The sequence below is a fragment of the Bacillus sp. 5B6 genome (genome assembly GCF_000259405.1).
GTDB classification, from domain to species: domain Bacteria; phylum Bacillota; class Bacilli; order Bacillales; family Bacillaceae; genus Bacillus; species Bacillus velezensis.
In genome coordinates, this window is the sequence record NZ_AJST01000001.1 from 3,586,766 (window position 1) to 3,605,353 (window position 18,588).

General features: G+C 48.6%; 16 protein-coding genes. 4 read left to right on the top strand and 12 right to left on the bottom strand.

Going from position 1 to position 18,588, the window contains the following annotated elements; all coding sequences use genetic code 11:
* Positions 1–259: 259 nt before the first annotated feature.
* The 10 genes from fba to iolA all read right to left on the bottom strand — a co-directional run bounded on the left by fba (position 260) and on the right by iolA (position 11,538).
* Positions 260–1,132 (bottom strand): class II fructose-1,6-bisphosphate aldolase, encoded by an 873-nt coding sequence (gene fba, locus MY7_RS17225; RefSeq protein WP_007614864.1) that lies wholly within the window; start codon positions 1,130–1,132, stop codon positions 260–262.
* A 2-nt stretch (positions 1,133–1,134) separates the two neighbouring features.
* Positions 1,135–1,977, bottom strand: a complete 843-nt coding sequence (gene iolI, locus MY7_RS17230; RefSeq protein ID WP_007614866.1) for a 2-keto-myo-inositol isomerase — start codon at positions 1,975–1,977, stop codon at positions 1,135–1,137.
* Positions 1,978–2,064: 87 nt separating this feature from the next.
* Positions 2,065–2,934 (bottom strand): sugar phosphate isomerase/epimerase family protein, encoded by an 870-nt coding sequence (locus MY7_RS17235; protein WP_007407833.1) that lies wholly within the window; start codon positions 2,932–2,934, stop codon positions 2,065–2,067.
* Between the two features lie 19 nt (positions 2,935–2,953).
* Positions 2,954–3,988 (bottom strand): Gfo/Idh/MocA family protein, encoded by a 1,035-nt coding sequence (locus MY7_RS17240; RefSeq protein ID WP_007614868.1) that lies wholly within the window; start codon positions 3,986–3,988, stop codon positions 2,954–2,956.
* A gap of 22 nt (positions 3,989–4,010) precedes the next feature.
* A complete protein-coding gene (locus MY7_RS17245) occupies positions 4,011–5,306 on the bottom strand; it encodes an MFS transporter (protein WP_007614870.1) in 1,296 nt (431 codons plus the stop codon).
* Positions 5,307–5,318: 12 nt separating this feature from the next.
* Positions 5,319–6,215: a myo-inosose-2 dehydratase gene (iolE, locus tag MY7_RS17250; RefSeq protein WP_007614872.1), complete on the bottom strand. Its 897-nt coding sequence runs from the start codon at positions 6,213–6,215 to the stop codon at positions 5,319–5,321.
* A 15-nt stretch (positions 6,216–6,230) separates the two neighbouring features.
* Positions 6,231–8,144 carry a 3D-(3,5/4)-trihydroxycyclohexane-1,2-dione acylhydrolase (decyclizing) gene (iolD, locus tag MY7_RS17255; protein ID WP_007614874.1) on the bottom strand — a complete coding sequence of 638 codons (1,914 nt, stop codon included), beginning with the start codon at positions 8,142–8,144 and terminating at the stop codon, positions 6,231–6,233.
* Between the two features lie 24 nt (positions 8,145–8,168).
* On the bottom strand, positions 8,169–9,161 hold the full coding sequence (gene iolC, locus MY7_RS17260) for a 5-dehydro-2-deoxygluconokinase (RefSeq protein ID WP_007614875.1): 993 nt from the start codon (positions 9,159–9,161) through the stop codon (positions 8,169–8,171).
* A gap of 23 nt (positions 9,162–9,184) precedes the next feature.
* On the bottom strand, positions 9,185–10,000 hold the full coding sequence (gene iolB / locus MY7_RS17265) for a 5-deoxy-glucuronate isomerase (RefSeq protein ID WP_007614876.1): 816 nt from the start codon (positions 9,998–10,000) through the stop codon (positions 9,185–9,187).
* Between the two features lie 74 nt (positions 10,001–10,074).
* Positions 10,075–11,538, bottom strand: a complete 1,464-nt coding sequence (gene iolA, locus MY7_RS17270; protein WP_007614877.1) for a methylmalonate-semialdehyde dehydrogenase — start codon at positions 11,536–11,538, stop codon at positions 10,075–10,077.
* A 445-nt stretch (positions 11,539–11,983) separates the two neighbouring features.
* Here iolA and MY7_RS17275 point away from each other — a divergent pair, with 445 nt between their 5' ends.
* The 3 genes from MY7_RS17275 (at position 11,984) to MY7_RS17285 (ending at position 15,261) form a co-directional block, all read left to right on the top strand.
* Positions 11,984–12,739: a DeoR/GlpR family DNA-binding transcription regulator gene (locus MY7_RS17275; RefSeq protein WP_007614879.1), complete on the top strand. Its 756-nt coding sequence runs from the start codon at positions 11,984–11,986 to the stop codon at positions 12,737–12,739.
* 77 nt (positions 12,740–12,816) lie between these two features.
* Positions 12,817–13,749 (top strand): aldo/keto reductase, encoded by a 933-nt coding sequence (locus MY7_RS17280; protein WP_007407843.1) that lies wholly within the window; start codon positions 12,817–12,819, stop codon positions 13,747–13,749.
* A gap of 123 nt (positions 13,750–13,872) precedes the next feature.
* Positions 13,873–15,261, top strand: coding sequence for a sugar porter family MFS transporter (locus MY7_RS17285; RefSeq protein WP_007614880.1), 1,389 nt, complete (start codon positions 13,873–13,875; stop codon positions 15,259–15,261).
* Positions 15,262–15,303: 42 nt separating this feature from the next.
* Here the strand turns inward: MY7_RS17285 and htpG are convergent, their stop codons facing one another.
* The gene (gene htpG, locus MY7_RS17290) at positions 15,304–17,184 is read right to left on the bottom strand and encodes a molecular chaperone HtpG (protein WP_007614881.1); all 1,881 of its coding nucleotides are present in this window, start codon (positions 17,182–17,184) and stop codon (positions 15,304–15,306) included.
* 171 nt (positions 17,185–17,355) lie between these two features.
* Positions 17,356–17,604, bottom strand: a complete 249-nt coding sequence (locus tag MY7_RS19965; RefSeq protein WP_007614882.1) for a hypothetical protein — start codon at positions 17,602–17,604, stop codon at positions 17,356–17,358.
* A gap of 128 nt (positions 17,605–17,732) precedes the next feature.
* Here MY7_RS19965 and MY7_RS17300 point away from each other — a divergent pair, with 128 nt between their 5' ends.
* A complete protein-coding gene (locus MY7_RS17300; RefSeq protein WP_014419300.1) occupies positions 17,733–18,554 on the top strand; it encodes an SDR family oxidoreductase in 822 nt (273 codons plus the stop codon).
* Positions 18,555–18,588: the final 34 nt, after the last annotated feature.

Consider the following 18,588-nt stretch of genomic DNA (forward strand, 5'->3'; position numbering starts at 1 on the left):
TGCTATACCCTTTATCTCCATGTCCGCAGACTACAATTTGAAAGACTGAAACAAAACAAGCCAGAGCAATCCCCCATTTAGAAAAAATCTTGCCGCTGTCGAACATAACCATGTGTTTATCAATGACTTTGACACCATCTATCTTTACAAATCCGCTCTCAGTCAGCAACAGGTTGATTTGATTGTGATACTTTGGTGAAACGCGAGAAGGAAATAAACGGAAAGACGAAAGCACTCACGATGTTGTGAGTGCTTTTCATCAGCCGACCTGCTCCTTTACGGCTTTTCCGGCTGATCCGAACTCTCTCATTTTGCTTCGCACCGTCTCTTCCACGGCTTCAATACCGGGTGTCATGTAGCCGCGCGGTTCGTACAGATCGCCGTTTTCCTGAAACATGCGGCGTGTTTCGTCTGTCCAGGCTACCATACATTCCGTATTGATATTGATCTTCGCGTGGCCGAGCGTGATGGCTTTTTTGATCTGATCCCGAGGAATCCCGGATGCTCCGTGAAGAACGAGAGGAATATCAGTCATGCGGGAGATAGCCTCCATTTCTTTAAATCCGAGATTCGGTTCACCTTGATATTTGCCGTGGACGGAGCCGAGGGCGGCGGCCAGCGCGTCGATATTGGTTTCTTTGACGATCCGCTCACATTCGGCGACATCGGCATAGCGGACACCGCCGACCAGCCCGTCTTCCATGCCGCCGACCGTGCCGACTTCTGCTTCTACTGAGACGCCGTGCTTAGCCGCATAATCGGTAACTTCTTTTGTCATCGCGATGTTCTCATCAATCGGATGATGGGAGCCATCAATCATCACTGAGCTGAATCCCGCGTCAATGGCCTGTCTGCAGCGTTCCGCACTGCTTCCGTGATCAAGATGGAGCACGACGGGAACGGTAATCGTCATTTCTTCCATTAACGTGCCGACCATGGCGGAAATCGTTTTAAATCCGCCTAAATAGTCGACCAGACGATCGGAAGCCGCGGCGATGACCGGCGATTGCTCCTTTTGCGCCGCCTGCAGAATCGCCTTCGTCCATTGGAGGCCGTTGATATTAAACTGGCCGACTGCATAATGCTCCCGTTTCGCTTCTGCAAGAAGATGTTTCATGGTGACAAAAGCCATGTTCACGCCTCCTTCATGAAGTATTTTGATACGACGGCTTCCGTTGTTTCCTTTGCCGTTTTGATCGTTTCCTCCGCAGTCAGCTTATAATATTCAGGTCTGAACAGCTCTACGGAGACAACATCATTGAATCCGATTTCTTTTAACGCTGACAGATGGGCGTCTAAGTCAATCGCACCCTGTCCAGGCCAGACGCGGTCTTCATCCGTTAAAAAGCCGATCGGGAAGTCTTCTGTATCGTCGATATGATAGATGAAAATTTTCTTTCCGTCCGCCTGCTTCAAGCTCTCAATATTGGAGCCCATCGCGTGGAAATGGAAGCTGTCAAACACCAGTCCGACATTATCGCGGCCGACAGCGTTCACGATGTCATACGCCTGTTCAAATGTATTGACCGTACATTGCGGGTGGCCGACAAATTCAAGGGCAATGTTTACGCCGTACGGCTCCGCGATGTCCGAAAGCTCAGTCAGCACCTCTGCACTGCTCTTTTTGATCTCTTCTTTCAAGATTTTCCGCTCTGTCACTAGCGGCACGGCCACCACATATTTCACGCCGAGCGTCCTGCAGGTTTCCATCATGCTTTTGAATTCCGAAATGATCTCCCTATAGCCCTTCTCATCACGGTTGTTGAAGAAAACCAGTGCGTTCAGGGCAAGCGGTTTAATGTGGTGTGTTTGAAAATATTCCGCCAGATCGGCCAGTGAATGGTCTTTTAAGTATTCCGGCAGCTTATCCATTGTGCGGATTTCAATATAATCATAGCCATGCTTTTCGCACAGCTCTAAATCCTGTTTCAGGTTTGAATTCTCCAGCGTAGTCGCTTCATTAAAGCAAAGTTTCATGTCAGCCTCTCCCATCCGCGTTTTCGATATGAAGGGAGTCCGGCTGGAGGGCTTGTTTGCCCCGTTCCGCCGAACTCCATACTCAGCTTATGCCATACCCAGTTCTTCCTTTAATTTCTTAAGCGTGGTCCGGCTTGATTCATCCGCTCTTTCGCCGACCCAAGCAAAAACGGCGTTCGTCGCAATTCCGTCGAATTTCATCTCTCTCATCTTTCTGAAAATCGTCTCAAAATCGACCTCGCCTTGCCCGATGTCCAAATGCTGGTGAACCGTTACTTTCGCGTCAGGCGGGTTGACGATGTAGCGCAGACCGTGCGCCGCTTTATGATTAAAAGTATCTGCAAATAAAACATGTGTGAGGCGGTCGCCGGCTTCATCAAACATGGTCGCAATATCGCCTTTGCCGTCATCATAGAAGAACGTATGCGCAGTCGAGTAGACAAGATTGATCCAATCCTTGTCAAGCGCGCGGATCATATCCATCGCGCCTTTGTGCGTTTCGATAAAATCGTATGGATGAGCCTGCAGATTGAGTTTAACGCCTTCTTTTTCAAAAACGGGCAGCAGTTCATCCATGGATTTGATAAATTTTTCTTCACTTGTCAACGGATCATATTTTGAACCGCTGAATTCACTGTTCATCAAATCCACTTCAAGTTCAACCGCAATTTCGATCGCCCGTTTCCAGTTGCGCACGGCGGCCTGTCGGCGGTCTTCATCAGGACCCGCCCAGTGGTAAAGCGGAAGAAGAGAGGACAGCTTCACACCTGTATCCTTTAAAAGGCGCTTCAATTGTTTGATTTTTGCTGAATCGACTTTCGGATATTTATAGAAAGGACAAAAATCCTCGCGCGGAGACAGTTCGATATATTCGTATCCGAGTTCCGCCGTTTTATAGACCATTTCTTCTAACGTTAAATCATCGCGGTACATGGATGGATCTAAGGCCAGTTTCATTTCTTTCACTCCCGATCTATTATTTGTTCACAGTCGTAAATGATTGGTAGAATGCCGGTTTCTCTTGCAGCGCCACAGGCTCTTTCTGCCCGGATTCCTGAGCTTTTACGCACGCGTCAGTTGTCACCGCGGCAATATAACCGTCCCATGCCGTCGGGCCGCTGACTTCGCCTTTATTCCGGATCGAATCAATGAAGTCTTGAATTTCCACATCATACGCAGCCACAAATCGGCGCTGCCAGTCCATCAGGATATCGGTGCTGAATGTCCCTTCTTTTCTCAAGCTGATGCTTGACGGTTCCGGAAGCTTGATAACGCCGTCTTCCCCGACGATCTCACATTGAATGTCGTAGCCGTATTTACAGTTCACGTAGATTTCGGCATTGATGACGATGCCGCCTTTTGTTTCGATGATGACCATCTGCGGATCTTTCAGATGCGGCAGCGCATTTTTTGATTTCTTCGGATAGATCACCTGTACGGATTCATAGTCGTCATTCACGAGCCAGTGGAGGACATCAATTTCATGAACGAGCGTATCGACGACGGCCATGTCTGTTGAATAATTCGATGCGACTGTCGGGTTGCGGTGCGCACAGTGAATCATCAGCGGCTCGCCGACCACGCGGTTGTCAATCGCTTCTTTCAGCTGAACGTAACCGCTGTCATATCTGCGCATGAAACCTACCTGCACCAATCGTTTTCCCGTCTTCATTTCTTCCTCGACAATGCGCATACAGCCTTCTGCCGTTGTCGCAAGCGGCTTTTCACAAAACACGTGCTTGCCGCGCTGAATCGCTTTCAAAACGCTGGACTCATGAGCCGGGCCCCAGCTTGTCACTAAGACGGCATCCACATTTTCAGCAGCGAGGAGGCTGTCGTCATCAGGGTAAACGGAGGCGTTCAAATTGAAATCCTGAACGGTCTGCTGCGCGGCCTCCTGATTCACATCTGTGACAGCGGTAATTTCCGCTCCGGACAGCTTATTTGTGATGCGGTTGATGTGCTCTTTTCCGATAGCACCGGTTCCGATAACACCTATACGTAAATTCATTGATCGCCACTCCTTCTGATAATCAAATAATGGTTCTCGTCTTTCTTTTCTCGCTGCCGTCCTGAGGAGCGCCGTACAGTTCCTCCTGTATCTGTTCAAGCGACTTGCCGGACGTATTCGGTGCGAAGACAAGCCCGATGATCATACTGGCCGTCACACATATGAGCAGAATACCGGCCATAAAACCGATGCCGAATTGTGACATGATGACCGGCACAAATAAACTCCAAATGCCGATTGAAATACGGACCAGAAAGAACATGAGCCCTTGTGCTGACGCTCTGTGTTCTGTCGGGAACAGCTCGCTTGCCCACAGCTGGTAGTTCGCCTGCTGGCCGGCTCCGTTATTGATGCCGATCGCGAAGACAAACAAAAGCAGCATCGGGAGTCCCTGAAACGGCAGTAAAAACAGCGACCAGCCGACAACGGCCATACATGCGCAGATTCCGAACACCGTTTTCCGATATTTATCTGCAAAAGGCATGAAGATACAGACGACGCCGAGCCCGGTGAAGATAAACAGGGCCATCTGCAGAATGTTGGCCGTATTTGCGGATACGCCGCCGACCTGCTGGTAGATGTACGGCATGAAGAATCCCATGACGCCCGCTGCGAGATTCCATACGAGAAACACACCCATTAAAAACAAAATGTTCTTGAAAAATTTCGGCTGAAGCAGGTCAAAATAAGATGTTTTTTTCACGGCGGCAGGCCGCTCTTCACTGTTTTTCCAGGCAGCCGACTCAGGTAAACGCTTTCTTATCACATATGTGATCAGGGCGATCACCAATAGATGCGCAAAGACAATTTTATTTCCTAAAAGCCCGAGGTCACCGACCAAAACGGATAACAGCAGAACCACAACGGCTCCGGCGGCCCACGCCACCTGCGCCACTCCGCAATGCCTCGCCCGGTTTTTCTCAGGGGCGTTTTCCGCGATAATGGTCCATGAAGCCGTAATATCCGCGCCTACAGAAATCCCGATAATCATGTATCCGCATAACAGCATGGGAAAGTTGAATCCAAACAAAACCAAACAAATTCCTAAGGCGTAGACGAGCATACTGTTTGTGTATACAGCTTTTCGGCCGACCTTATCAGCCAAATACCCGCCGAGCAGCGCTCCGACGGCCGCTGATATCGCATTTGCGCTGAAGGCGCCGAGCAATCCGATCTGACTGTCGGACAGCTTTAAATAGCTGACCCACATAGATAAACCCGCTGATCCTGCCACAATGGAACCTGCATCGATGTAATTTGCTAATGCTGCGGCGATGGTCCTTTTGATGAAAGCTGATTCCGCCTTGGCACTATTCATATAAGTCCCCCTCTAATTTGCAGGATCAAGCAGTTCACTGTCGATGTACTTTCTCGCAATCAGCGCGTACTCAAGCGGATTGGCGACTGCCGGGTCTTGTTCGGCTTCGATGACGATCCAGCCTGAATAATCATGACGGACGAGCGCTCGGTACACTTCGGTAAAATCGATGCATCCGTCTCCGGGAACCGTAAAAATGCCTTGTAAAAACGACTGCCTGAATGACTTGCCTTCCTGTCTGCACCGCTCCATAATGTCAAACCGCGCGTCCTTGAAATGAACGTGTCTGATCCGATCCATATGCTTGTTGAGAATTGTCATATAGTCTCCGTCCGAGATATAGGCATGCCCGGTATCATAAAGTAAATGGACATAACGCGGGTCCGTTCCATCCATCAGCCGGTCAACTTCTTCCGCCGTCTGGACGCCTGTGCCGAGATGATGATGAAAAACCATGTCCAGCCCGTATTCGTCAGCGATTTTCCCGAGACGGTTCAAGCCTTGGCACAGCGTATCCCATTCTTCATCTGAGAAGTGCGGTTTTCTCTTAAATACATCAATGTCCAAGCCTTGAACACTGTACGTCTGTTCAGAAACGGTGGCGACATCCGCTCCGACTTTCTGCAAATAATCACAGTGTTCTGTAAATTGTTCAGCCGTTTTTTCAATACCGTCTTGAATGATAAAGCTGCTGAACCATTTCCCCGCAATCCGCAAGTTCCGGAGAGCCAGCTCCTTATTCAGGACGGCGGGTTCAGGGAAAAACCCTCCCACTTCCGTACCTTGAAAGCCGGCGACAACAATATCGCTTAACAAATGCTGCAGCGTATTCCCGGCTCCGATTTCCGGCATATCGTCATTGCGCCACCCAATGGGAGCGATGCCCCACAGAATATCTTGTTTGCCCATCGTGATGCCTCCCCTCTAGTACTGCTTCGCAGACTTCAGCTTCGTCTCTTTCGCTTCGTATGCCCGCTGAACGCTTTCCTGCTCCGACACTTCCGCCACGCCGACATGCCACCAGCTGTCATAGCCGTCCGTCATCGTTTTCGGCAGAACCTTCATTTCAATTAAAGTGGATACGTCTTGCGTTTTCGCATCTTCAAGCGCCGCTTTCAGTTCTTCAACCGTATTGGCTCTGTATGTTTTAGCGCCGTAGCCCTCTGCCACCTTCGCGTAATCAACGTTTAAAATCTGATTATCCTCGGTGCGGAACTCGCAGAAATAACTGCCGCTCCCGTGATCCATCTGCAGGTTGTTGATACAGCCGAATCCCGAGTTGTCAAAGAGCAGGACATTGATTTTTTTGTTATATTGAAGCGCGGTAATCAGCTCTGAGTGCAGCATCAGAAAGCTTCCGTCGCCGACGAGAGAATAGACTTCTTTGTCGGGATGAGCCAGCTTGAGGCCGAGCGTGCCTGATACTTCATACCCCATGCAGGAATAGCCGTACTCGAGGTGGTACGTATTCGGGACGTTGGAATGCCACAGCCGCTGCAAATCTCCCGGAAGAGACCCCGCCGAGCTTATGACGACGCTGTCTTCAGGAATCGTGTCATTGATGGTCAACAGCGCCGTTGTCTGCGGCAGCTCAGTCTCGAGCGCGTCGGCATACTCGTTTAACACGTCCTGTGAGAAATGGTTTTTAATTTCCGGTTTGAACGCGTCACGTGTAAAAGTGACCTTGCCGAGCCGGTCCCGTTCAGCCAGCCATTCATCTTTCCAATCTTTAATCGCCGTGCCGAATGCACTTTTATATCCGTCTAATAAGCCGTGCAGCCTGCCGAGCGTCACTTTCGCATCGGCTACGACCTGAAACGCGTCAAGCTTGTAAGCCTGCATGCGGCTGACATTGATATTCAAAAATTTTGCTTTGTCAAAATCAAACGCCGTTTTCGAGGATGTCGCAAAGTCCGTGTACCGTGTGCCGACACCGATGATCAGATCAGCCTGGCGGGCGGCTTTGTTTGCGGCGAGTGTGCCCGTGATGCCCATGCCGCCCAGATTGTTGGCGAAATCAGCTTCAACCGTTGACTTGCCGGCCTGCGTTTCGACAAGGGGAATGCCGTATGTTTCAGAAAGCGCGATTAATTCCTCACGCGCGCCGGAGTACTTCGCGCCTCCGCCCACTAAAATGACGGGACAGCTGCTCTCCTTAATTCTTTCCGCGGCGCCTTTCAGCTCACGCTCGCTCGGCTGCATCCGGTCAATGTAATGAACGCGTTTTTCAAAGAAGCTTTCATCAAAATCAAATGCTTCTCCCTCTACATCCTGAGATATGCAGATGGTCGCCGGACCCGCTTTTGCCGGATCTGTCATCACTTCAAATGCCCGGATTAAGCTGCTCATCAGCTGCTCGGGGCGGGTGATGCGGTCCCAATAACGGGACACGGGCTTTAACGCATCGTTTGTCGTGACGGCGGCACTGTATTCCTGCTCCACCTGCTGAAGCACCGGGTCAGGCTGCCTCGTCGCAAAGGTATCGGCCGGAAGCAGCAGCACCGGGATATGATTGGCCAGCGCCGTACCCGCGGCAGCCGTCAAGTTAGCGGCACCCGGACCGACCGATGTCGATACCGCGTAAATTTTTCTTCTCAGCATCTGTTTGCTGTATGCCATTGCGGCATGCGCCATGCCTTGTTCGTTTTTGCCTTGATAGACTTTCAGGTGCCCGGCATCCTGCTCAAGCGCCTGCCCGATCCCCAACACATTTCCATGGCCGAAAATCGTGAAGATGCCCTCAACGAACGGCTCTTCTTTTCCGTCAACATGAATGTACTGCCGGTTCAAGAATTTAATCAGCGCTTGTGCTGTCGTTAAGCGAATTGTCTTACCCACAAACGATCCCACCTTTTATACGTTCTATTTACCGTTAAGACTGTGCTGCGCTTCAATCAGTTCGATGATTTCACCGGCAGCCGGCATTGCTTCTGAGGAGCTGTGTCTGCTGACGACGATGGAAGCGGAAGCGCTTCCGTATTTTAAAGCCGTTTCAATGTCCCGGCCGCTGACAAGTCCGTAGATGAAGGCTGACGCATAGGAATCACCCGCTCCGAAGGTCTTCAGCACCTTTGTTTTATAGGCATGCGCCCGGAAAACTTCTCCCGATCTGCTGTATGCGTATGATCCGTCAACGCCGTGCTTAATGACGACAAGGTCAGCGGAGTGCGCAAACAAATGGCGGACGGTTTCATCGTTATCTCCGCCGCTGCGGTTTTCCATTACGTCAAATTCGTCACGCGTACCGATGACGATATCGGATTGTTCCGCCACCAGCGTGTAGTACACGGCTGTTTCTTCTGCCGATTGCCATGTATACGGACGGTAGTCGAGCTCAAACACGACTTTTACGTCATGTTTTTTTGCGATATGCACCGCTTTTAAGACGGCTTCGCGCGACGGGCTTTTCGCAAGCGCCGTACCTGATACAAGCAGCATTTTCGCGTTTGCGATGTAGCCTTCATTGACTTCGGACGGCTCAAGATACAAATCCGCCACATCATCCCGGTACATCAGAATGCTGCACTCTTCGGGACTGAGAATTTCCGTAAAAGCGAGCCCGGCTTTGCGCCCTTCTCTGTCAACGGTCATTTGTGACGTATCAACGCCCTTTTCCTGCATATAGGAAACGATGAATCTGCCGTGCTGGTCATCCGGAATTTTGCCGATAAAACCGGCTTTTAATCCGAGCTTGGCGCTGCCGATCGCAATATTTGCCGGGGAACCGCCGACATATTTAGAAAACGTCATCGTTTCTTCCATCGGCCGGTTGTATTCCGCCGCGTTCAAATCAATACACGCGCGTCCGATCGCGACAATATCAAACTCTTTTTCTTCATTAAACGTATATTTCATCGTTATCTGCCACTCCTCACTTGTTAGCGTTCCAGGATCCATTCATGGGCCGGGTCATTATGAAACTTCCATTTTCGTGTCGGTCCCGCCATTACATTCAGGTAGTAAGAGGTATACCCGTCCGGAACACCAACCGGGTGATAGCCCGCCGGGACAATGACAACGTTTTCATTTTCTGCGGTCATCGTCTCGTCAATCGAGCGGTCGTCCGTGTACACACGCTGGAAGACAAACCCCTGCGGCGGGTCCGTTTCATGGTAGTAGGTTTCTTCTAAAAAGGATTCAGCCGGCAGATTGTCTTGGTCATGTTTATGAGGCGGGTAGCTCGACCAGTTGCCGCTGTCCGTGTAAACTTCAACAACGAGAAGGCTGTTTGCCGATGGATCTGAATCGGGGAGAATATTATGAACGGTTCGTTTGTTTGCCAGCTTGCCGCGATGTTCCACACCGTTGTCTTCCGCTTTAATCAGCTTTGTCGGAAGCTGGCGTTCGGACGGAGAATAGCACAGCGCGACCCTCGCCCCGCTGACCGCTGTGATTCCAAAAGAGCGGTCATTGGACACATAAACGCTGTCCGTCGGTTTTCTTTCAAATACATTTTCACGGGTGCCGATGCTTTCAAATGTCTGATCATAATCAGTGACGGTGATTTTTCCCGTTACCGCAACGATGCAGCACTCCGTCTTTTTCAAATCTTCTGTATATGCGGAACCGGGAGTGAGGTCAACGACTTTAAATCCGACGTATTTGAGGTCTGAATTGGCTGCAGTGACGTCATGTATGATGTTCACGCCTTGAGAAATCTCATCGGCCTGCGGTTTGCGCAGCAAATGACTCATGTTTATTCCTCCTTAATTGATGGTAAAAGAAAACCCGGACGAAAATCACAAAGCCGTCCGGGCCGGCTGTCAGATCAATTGAAGTCAGGAGACGGGTATCGTGCCGTCACGACTTTTTTACGTGTATAGAAGTCGACACTGTCTTTTCCGTTTGCGTGCAATGTGCCGAAGAAAGAAGACTTCCAGCCAGAGAACGGGAAGAAAGCCATCGGCGCCGGCACGCCAAGGTTGATTCCGAGCATTCCCGCGTCAATATTCTCACGGAAGTAGCGGATCGCGTTCGCATTTGAAGTGAACAGACACGCGCCGTTCGCAAATTCAGACTGGTTGGCGATGTCCACCGCTTCTTTTAAGTTTTTCACGCGGATGACCGACAGAACGGGCGCAAAGATTTCATCTTTCCAGATCGTCATATCCGTCGTCACGTTGTCAAAAATCGTCGGTCCGACGAAATAGCCGTCTTCCGTTGCGTTTTCACGCCCGTCACAAAGAAGTCTCGCTCCTTCTTCGATGCCTTTTTCAATATAGCTGTGCGTGCGTTTTTTGTTGTCCTCGCGGATGACCGGGCCTAAGAACACGCCGTCATCCAGTCCGTTTCCGATCTTGATGTCCGCTGCTTTTTCCTGTAATTTCGCCATAAATTCATCGGCGATTCCCTCTTCAACCGTCACAACCGCGCATGCCATGCAGCGCTCTCCTGCCGAACCGAATGCCGCACCGATAATGTTTGTCACCGTATCTTCAAGGTGGGCGTCATTTAACACGATCGTATGGTTTTTCGCGCCCGTTAACGCCTGCACGCGTTTCAAATGTTCGCTGCCTTTTTTGAAAACATACTCGCCGACAGGTTTTGAACCGACGAATGAGATGGCTTTAATATCCGGATGTTCAAGAACGCCGTTTACGACGTCATGCGCGCCGTGCACGACATTGAAGACGCCCTTCGGCAGACCGGCCTGTTCAAACAGCTCTGCCAGTTTTTCTGTTAACAGCGGCGTGCGCTCAGACGGCTTCAAAATGAAAGTGTTTCCTAATGAAATCGCCATCGGGAACATCCAGCACGGAACCATCATCGGGAAGTTGAACGGTGCGATACCGCCGACCACCCCGATCGGATAGCGGTAGTTTGCCGCCTCTACATCCGTCGCGATAGAGGCAAGTGAATCGCCCATCATGAGTGACGGCGCTCCCGCTGCGAATTCGACGTTTTCAATTCCGCGTCCCACTTCACCGAGTGCTTCCGTCGTGTTTTTACCGTTTTCCAAAGTGATCAGACGGGCAAGCTCTTCTTTGTTCTGCTGGAGAAGCTGCTGATAGTTAAATAGAATTCTCGCACGGCGCGCCACTGCCGTCTTTGACCATGTTTGAAACGCCTCTGACGCTGAGCGGACGGCGTATTCGACATCCTCCCGCGTAGAAATCGGAACCTGGCACATCACTTCTTTTGTAGCCGGATTGACAACGTCTTCATATTGATCTGTCTTACTTTCAACCCATTCACCATTGATGTAGTTTTTCAGTTTTCTGATCTCTGCCATTCTCATTGCCTCCTTAAATAGTAAACATCCTGTTCAACTGGGTAATAACGGATGAATATATTCATCTTTTACATATAAAAGACATGAATTAAACGCTTACAAATGCTAAAATGATGGTGACTCCCAAGCTTCCCATGTAAAAGTTGGTCATGTACCGGAAAAAAGCAAACGGTTACATCTTTCACTTTTGATTTTACAGGTTATGTTTTGGTCATTTCTTGGTTACATTGTAAGCCCAACACATCTTCAAGTCAATCTAAAAAATCAAAATTTTTTCATTATTTTTATCATACTTTTTTTGATCAGGAAAACAGGAACTTGGAGAACCGTGTCGAATCGGAGGGGATGATCTCTCTTTTTTATCATTTGTTAAGTAACTATTGATTAACTCTTGGTGTTTATTATATATTTTAATTACTTTAAGAATTCTAGAAGGAGTTTTTTTATGAAACTGATGCGGATTCAGGAGATGGAAGAATACATTCTCAAACACGGAGCCACTTCGCTGGATGAGCTGTGCGAGGTATTCAACGTCTCTAAAAACACGGTCAGACGCGATATTAATAAGCTTGCGGAAAAAGGGGTTATCAAAAAGGTGTACGGCGGCGTGACGTCAGCCGAAAAATCTGTGCTCGTCCCTTTTGAGAACCGCACCATTCAACATCAGGACGAAAAAATCAAAATCGCCCGCTATGCGTCACGGTTTATCGAGGATCACGATCTTGTATTTATTGATTCCGGCACGACGACCAAATCGATGCTGGAGACGCTTGATCCCGATAAGAATGTAACGGTTTTGACGAACAGCCTTGATATTATTAACGCCGCTTCATCCATGAAAAATATCGACCTGATCATCATCGGCAATAACTACAAACGGAAGACAAGGTCGTTTGTCGGCATTGATGATCCGAGCACACTCAATAAATACAACATTAACAAGGCGTTCATGTCCGCTACCGGGACAACGATCACCCACGGTCTGACGAATTCCGACTTACTGGAATACGAGGTGAAAAAGAGAATTTCCGAAAAGGCGAACGAAGTGTATCTGCTCGCGGACCATTCCAAATTCGGCAAATCCACGCTTTTGACATACGCGCCTTTCGATCGGCTTCACAGCATCGTCACTTCTCAGCAGCTCGATGAGGAATATACGAAGTATTGCCAAGAGCATCAAATCGACATTCACTTGGCATAGCGTTATAGTTAATAGAGAACGCTGCCGTATTTTTCCGGCAGCCGCTATGATATCCATTTTTTTCAGGGGGCGAAAACATGAGCAAAGTAACAATCGGCAAAACTGACCTAAAGGTATTTCCGATCGGTTTGGGAACAAATGCGGTCGGCGGACACAATCTCTATCCGAATCTGAATGAAGAAACGGGAAAAGAATTGGTCCGGGAAGCGATTAAAAGCGGCGTTACCATGTTAGATACCGCCTATATTTACGGTGTGGGCCGTTCTGAAGAATTAATCGGCGAGGTGCTGAAAGAATGTAACCGCGAGGATGTCTTCATCGCCACAAAAGCCGCTCACAGAAAAGAAGGCGATGACTTTGTTTTCGACAACTCACCGGCCTTTTTGAAACAATCGGTCGAAGACAGCCTGAAACGCCTGCAGACTGATTACATCGATTTATTCTACATCCATTTCCCGGATGAGCACACGCCGAAGGACGAAGCCGTTCAAGCATTGAATGAGCTGAAAAAAGAAGGAAAAATCCGTTCAATCGGCGTATCCAATTTCTCTTTGGAGCAGCTGAAAGAAGCCAATAAAGACGGCTTAGTCGACGTGATTCAAGGAGAATACAACCTGCTGAACCGTGAGGCGGAAAAGACTTTCTTCCCTTATACGACAGAACACGGCATCTCATTCATTCCGTACTTCCCGCTCGTATCCGGACTGCTGGCCGGCAAATACGACGAGAACACAACCTTCCCTGAAGGCGACCTGCGCAATGACCAGGCGCATTTCCAAGGGGAGCAGTTTAAAGAGAACATCAAAAAAGTCAACCAGCTCAAACCGATTGCCGAAAAGCACAATGCCGATACGGCGCATATCGTGCTTGCCTGGTACTTGGCGAGACCTGAAATCGATATCCTGATTCCGGGCGCCAAACGCGCGGATCAATTAAAAGACAACATGAAAGCAGCCTCCATTACGCTATCTGCTGAAGAAATCGCGTTTATCGACAAGCTGTTTTCCTAAGAAAAAAAACACGCGCCTTTTAAAAGGGGCGTGTTTTTTTTATGTTTATATTTTTCTCTTCGGGGAATGAAATAGTTATCTAAATAAACTATTATGCGTTCCAAAAGATGAGGAGGATCATCTGTGAAGAAAAACACCAAAAAATACCTGATTTACTTTTTCGGAGCATTAGGCGGGCTGCTTTACGGCTATGACACCGGTGTGATTTCAGGGGCTTTGTTATTTATTAACAATGATATTCCTTTAAACACGCTGACCGAAGGATTGGTCGTCAGCATGCTGCTGCTCGGTGCGATTTTCGGGTCCGCCTTAAGCGGGACATGCTCTGACCGATGGGGCCGGAGAAAAGTGGTTTTCGTCCTTTCACTCATTTTTATTATCGGCGCGCTTGCCTGTGCGGCTTCGCAAACCGTCACCATGCTGATTATCTCCCGTGTCATTCTCGGGTTAGCCGTCGGCGGCTCAACGGCGCTGGTTCCCGTTTATCTATCTGAGATGGCGCCGACAAAAATACGCGGAACGCTCGGCACATTGAATAACTTAATGATTGTAACCGGAATTTTACTCGCATATATTGTGAATTACATATTCACCCCGTTTGAAGCTTGGCGCTGGATGGTCGGTCTCGCCGCAGTACCGGCGGCGCTTTTATTAATCGGAATCGCGTTTATGCCGGAATCTCCGAGATGGCTCGTCAAACGCGGCCGTGAGAAGGAAGCCAGACAAGTCATGGAAATGACTCACGACAAAGAGGATATCGCCGTTGAATTGGCGGAAATGAAACAAGGTGAAGCCGAGAAAAAAGAATCTACACTCGGCTTGCTGAAAGCCAAATGGATCCGCCCTATGCTGCTGATCGGGATCGGCCTTGCCATCTTCCAGCAGGCGGTTGGTATCAACACGGTGATTTACTATGCGCCGACCATCTTTACAAAGGCCGGACTCGGCACTTCGGCGTCCGTTCTCGGCACGATGGGCATCGGTGTCTTAAACGTCATCATGTGTATCACCGCCATGATCTTAATTGACCGGATCGGCCGGAAAAAACTGCTGATGTGGGGAAGTGTCGGCATTACCTTGAGCCTGGCGTCACTATCAGCCATTCTCCTTCTGGCCGGCCTGTCAGCTTCAACGGCATGGCTGACCGTGCTGTTTCTCGGCATCTATATCGTTTTCTACCAGGCGACATGGGGTCCCGTCGTATGGGTTCTGATGCCGGAGCTGTTCCCGTCAAACGCACGCGGAGCCGCAACCGGATTTACGACATTGATTCTGTCGGCAACAAACCTGGTCGTTTCACTGGTATTCCCGCTTATGCTAAGCGCCATGGGCATCGGCTGGGTGTTCGGAATATTCTCAGTCATCTGCCTCTCATCTTTCTTCTTTGCCGCTTACATCGTTCCTGAAACGAAGGGCAGAAGTTTAGAAGAAATCGAAACGCACTTGAAAAAACGGTTCTCCTTAAAGAAGCGCAGCAAACAAAATCAAATTCTTAAACAGCGCACGCTGTAATAAAAAAAGGAATCGCCCCCGCCGGGCGATTCCTTTTTGGCGTCATACCATAACTTTGCAGATGTCATTCGTAAATTCGACCGGATCATGGATCGGCAGCCCTTCAATCAGAAGTGCCTGATTGTACAGCAGGTTTGTGTATAATGCAAGCTTTTCCCGATCTTGTCCGTGGGCGTTCTTTAACGTCTCAAACACTTCGTGATTCGGGTTGATTTCCAGCACTTTTTCCGCTTTGACCTGCTGGCTGTCAGGCATGGCGTTTAACACTTTCTCCATTTCGATCGTCACTTCGCCGTCTGTCGCAAAGCAGACCGGATGGGATTTTAAACGTTTCGATGCTCTGACGTTCTTTACTTTATCCGCAAGAATCTCTTTCATGCTTTCGAACAGGTCTTTATATTCGTTCTCTTCGGCTTCAGTCTGCTTTTCATCCTCATCACTGTCGATGCCTAAGTCGGCGCTGGATACGGATTTGAACTCTTTTTCCTCATAGCTTGTCAGCATTTTGATCGCGAATTCATCAATATCTTCCGTGAAATATAAAATCTCGTAGCCTTTGTCCGCCACCATTTCAGTTTGCGGCAGCTTTTCAATCCGCTCATATGAATCGCCGGACGCGTAATAGATATATTTTTGATCCTCAGGCATTCTGGACACATATTCGTCCAGAGTGACGAGCTTTTTCTCCTTAGATGAATAGAAGAGAAGCAGATCTTTTAATACGTCTTTATTCGCGCCGAAATCATTATAGACGCCGAATTTCAGCTGTCTGCCAAAAGATTCATAGAAAGATTCGTATTTTTCCCTTTTGTTCTTCAGCAGGCTCTTCAGCTCTGCTTTGATTTTTTTATTGATGTTTTTCGCAATCAGCTTCAGCTGGCGGTCGTGCTGCAGCATCTCTCTGGAAATGTTCAGCGACAGATCCTCAGAATCCACCATGCCTTTTACAAAGCTGAAATGGTCCGGAAGCAGGTCGGCACATTTGTTCATGATCAGCACGCCGTTGGAATACAGCTCCAATCCTTTTTCGAATTCCTTCGTATAATAGTCAAACGGCATGTTTTCCGGAATAAACAAAATTGAATTGTAGCGCACCGCTCCATCGACGCTGATATGCACATGGGTCAGCGGTTTATCAAAACCGTAATGCTTCTCGGCGTAAAAAGCCTCGTAATCCTCATCCGTCAGCTCGCTTTTATTTTTTCTCCAGATCGGCACCATGCTGTTGACCGTCTGTTCTTCCTGAACTTCTTCAAATTCGTTCTCGCTGCCCTCTTTCGGCTTGTTGACCGTCTCTTCCATTTTGATCGGGTAGCGGATAAAATCAGAGTACTTTTTCACGATCGCTTTGATGCGGTAGTTTTCTAAAAACTCATCATAGCTTTCATCTTCTGTGTTTTCTTTTATTTTCAAGGTGATTTCCGTTCCGACGGTTTCCTTGTCACACGGCGCGATCGTGTAGCCGGCAGCCCCTTCCGACTCCCATACATACGCCTCGTCACTGCCGAGCGCCTTACTTTTCACCGTGACTTTATCAGCCACCATAAACGCCGCATAAAATCCGACACCGAACTGGCCGATAATGTCATGGCCGTCTTTCGAGTCATTTTCTTGCTTGAAAGCGAGTGAACCGCTTTTCGCAATCGTGCCGAGATGCTGTTCAAGCTCGTCTTTTGTCATCCCGATACCGGTGTCTGTGACGGTGAGCGTTCTCGCTTCTTTGTCCGCCGTCACTTTTATGTAGTAATTGTCTTGATCAAACGTTAATGAATCATCGGTTAACGCCTTGTAATAGATTTTGTCAATCGCATCGCTCGCGTTGGAAATTAACTCGCGGAGAAAAATTTCCTTCTGCGTGTAAATGGAGTTAATCATCATGTCCAGCAATCGCTTGGATTCTGCTTTAAACTTTTTTTTCCGCACTTCAGATCTCTCCTTTAATTATGCTTTGATGTTATGTAAAATCTTTTCAGCATCTATTTATCATATACAGTGACAATTGTCAACTAGGGTTGACAGATGCATATATTGTAAATTTAACATGTTAATGGATTCATTTCACTCATTTTATTAATAAAAAAGAGAGAATGTTGATCATCCTCTCCTCTCTGCTTCTTTCCGGCGGCCGAATTCCTTCTTCATCCATATGTATGACGGGTAGAAAAACAAACTAAATAAGATAAGAGAACCTAAGTTTCGCAAAGACTCATGCAAAACATTTCTTACAGTGAGAGGAAATATGATGTCCTGAAATAGAATAGAGATAACGGTGTAAATCACAAATCCCATAGGAACAATGGCATAACAATAAAACGCTATCTCCTTCTTATGCTGTATCTTCAAAATATGTAAACCTCCCAATGATATATATACATAATATTAACATATTTAATAGGTATTTAGAAACAGGCCTCCATATGTTTATCCCCCTATTCAGCGGGAACAGATATAAAAAAAGGAGGAATCGCAATATGGGAAGATTAACAGACAAAACCGCAATCATCACAGGGGCCGCGACAGGCATCGGACAAGCGACGGCACGGGTTTTCGCCGATGAAGGCGCCCGCGTGATCTGCGGTGACATCAATGAAAGCGAACTGAATGAAACCGTCAGCGCCATCAGAAAAAACGGCGGGGAAGCAGAAGCCTTTCACCTTGATGTATCAGACGAAGAAAACGTAAAGTCTTTTGCGGACGGCATTCAGCGAAAGTACGGAACAATTGATATTCTGTTTAACAATGCCGGTGTTGACCAAGAGGGCGGAAAAGTCCATGAATACCCGGTCGACCTGTTTGACCGGATCATCGCCGTCGATCTGCGCGGCACATTTCTGTGCAGCAAATACCTGATTCCGCTCATGCTCGAAAAAGGAGGCTCCATCATCAACACCTCCTCCATGTCCGGCCGGGCCGCAGACCTTGACCGCTCCGGCTATAACGCCGCAAAAGGCGGAATCACGAACCTGACGAGAGCGATGGCCATTGATTACGCCAGAAGCGGAATCCGCGTCAATTCCTTATCGCCGGGGACGATTGAAACGCCGCTCATTGATAAATTGGCAGGCACGACAGAAGACGAAATGGGCGAAGCGTTCCGTGAAGCCAACAAATGGATCACGCCGCTCGGCCGGCTCGGAAAACCGGAAGAAATGGCAGCCGTCGCGCTCTTCCTCGCTTCAGACGACAGCTCTTACGTCACGGGAGAAGACATCACCGCAGACGGCGGCATCATGGCATACACTTGGCCGGGAAAAATGCTGATTGATAAGAAGTGGAAGGAAGAGACGGAGTAACGGTGAAAAAGAAACAAGCCAGTGCAAAAACACT

What these genes read in the sequence shown, in the direction of transcription:
- fba (WP_007614864.1), bottom strand. Translation starts at nt 1,132, where the DNA reads ATGGCTTTTGTCACCATGAAACATCTTCTTGCAGAAGCGAAACGGGAG.
- iolI (WP_007614866.1), bottom strand. Translation starts at nt 1,977, where the DNA reads ATGAAACTTTGCTTTAATGAAGCGACTACGCTGGAGAATTCAAACCTG.
- MY7_RS17235 (WP_007407833.1), bottom strand. Translation starts at nt 2,934, where the DNA reads ATGAAACTGGCCTTAGATCCATCCATGTACCGCGATGATTTAACGTTA.
- MY7_RS17240 (WP_007614868.1), bottom strand. Translation starts at nt 3,988, where the DNA reads ATGAATTTACGTATAGGTGTTATCGGAACCGGTGCTATCGGAAAAGAG.
- MY7_RS17245 (WP_007614870.1), bottom strand. Translation starts at nt 5,306, where the DNA reads ATGAATAGTGCCAAGGCGGAATCAGCTTTCATCAAAAGGACCATCGCC.
- iolE (WP_007614872.1), bottom strand. Translation starts at nt 6,215, where the DNA reads ATGGGCAAACAAGATATTCTGTGGGGCATCGCTCCCATTGGGTGGCGC.
- iolC (WP_007614875.1), bottom strand. Translation starts at nt 9,161, where the DNA reads ATGAAATATACGTTTAATGAAGAAAAAGAGTTTGATATTGTCGCGATC.
- iolB (WP_007614876.1), bottom strand. Translation starts at nt 10,000, where the DNA reads ATGAGTCATTTGCTGCGCAAACCGCAGGCCGATGAGATTTCTCAAGGC.
- iolA (WP_007614877.1), bottom strand. Translation starts at nt 11,538, where the DNA reads ATGGCAGAGATCAGAAAACTGAAAAACTACATCAATGGTGAATGGGTT.
- MY7_RS17275 (WP_007614879.1), top strand. Translation starts at nt 11,984, where the DNA reads ATGAAACTGATGCGGATTCAGGAGATGGAAGAATACATTCTCAAACAC.
- MY7_RS17280 (WP_007407843.1), top strand. Translation starts at nt 12,817, where the DNA reads ATGAGCAAAGTAACAATCGGCAAAACTGACCTAAAGGTATTTCCGATC.
- MY7_RS17300 (WP_014419300.1), top strand. Translation starts at nt 17,733, where the DNA reads ATGGGAAGATTAACAGACAAAACCGCAATCATCACAGGGGCCGCGACA.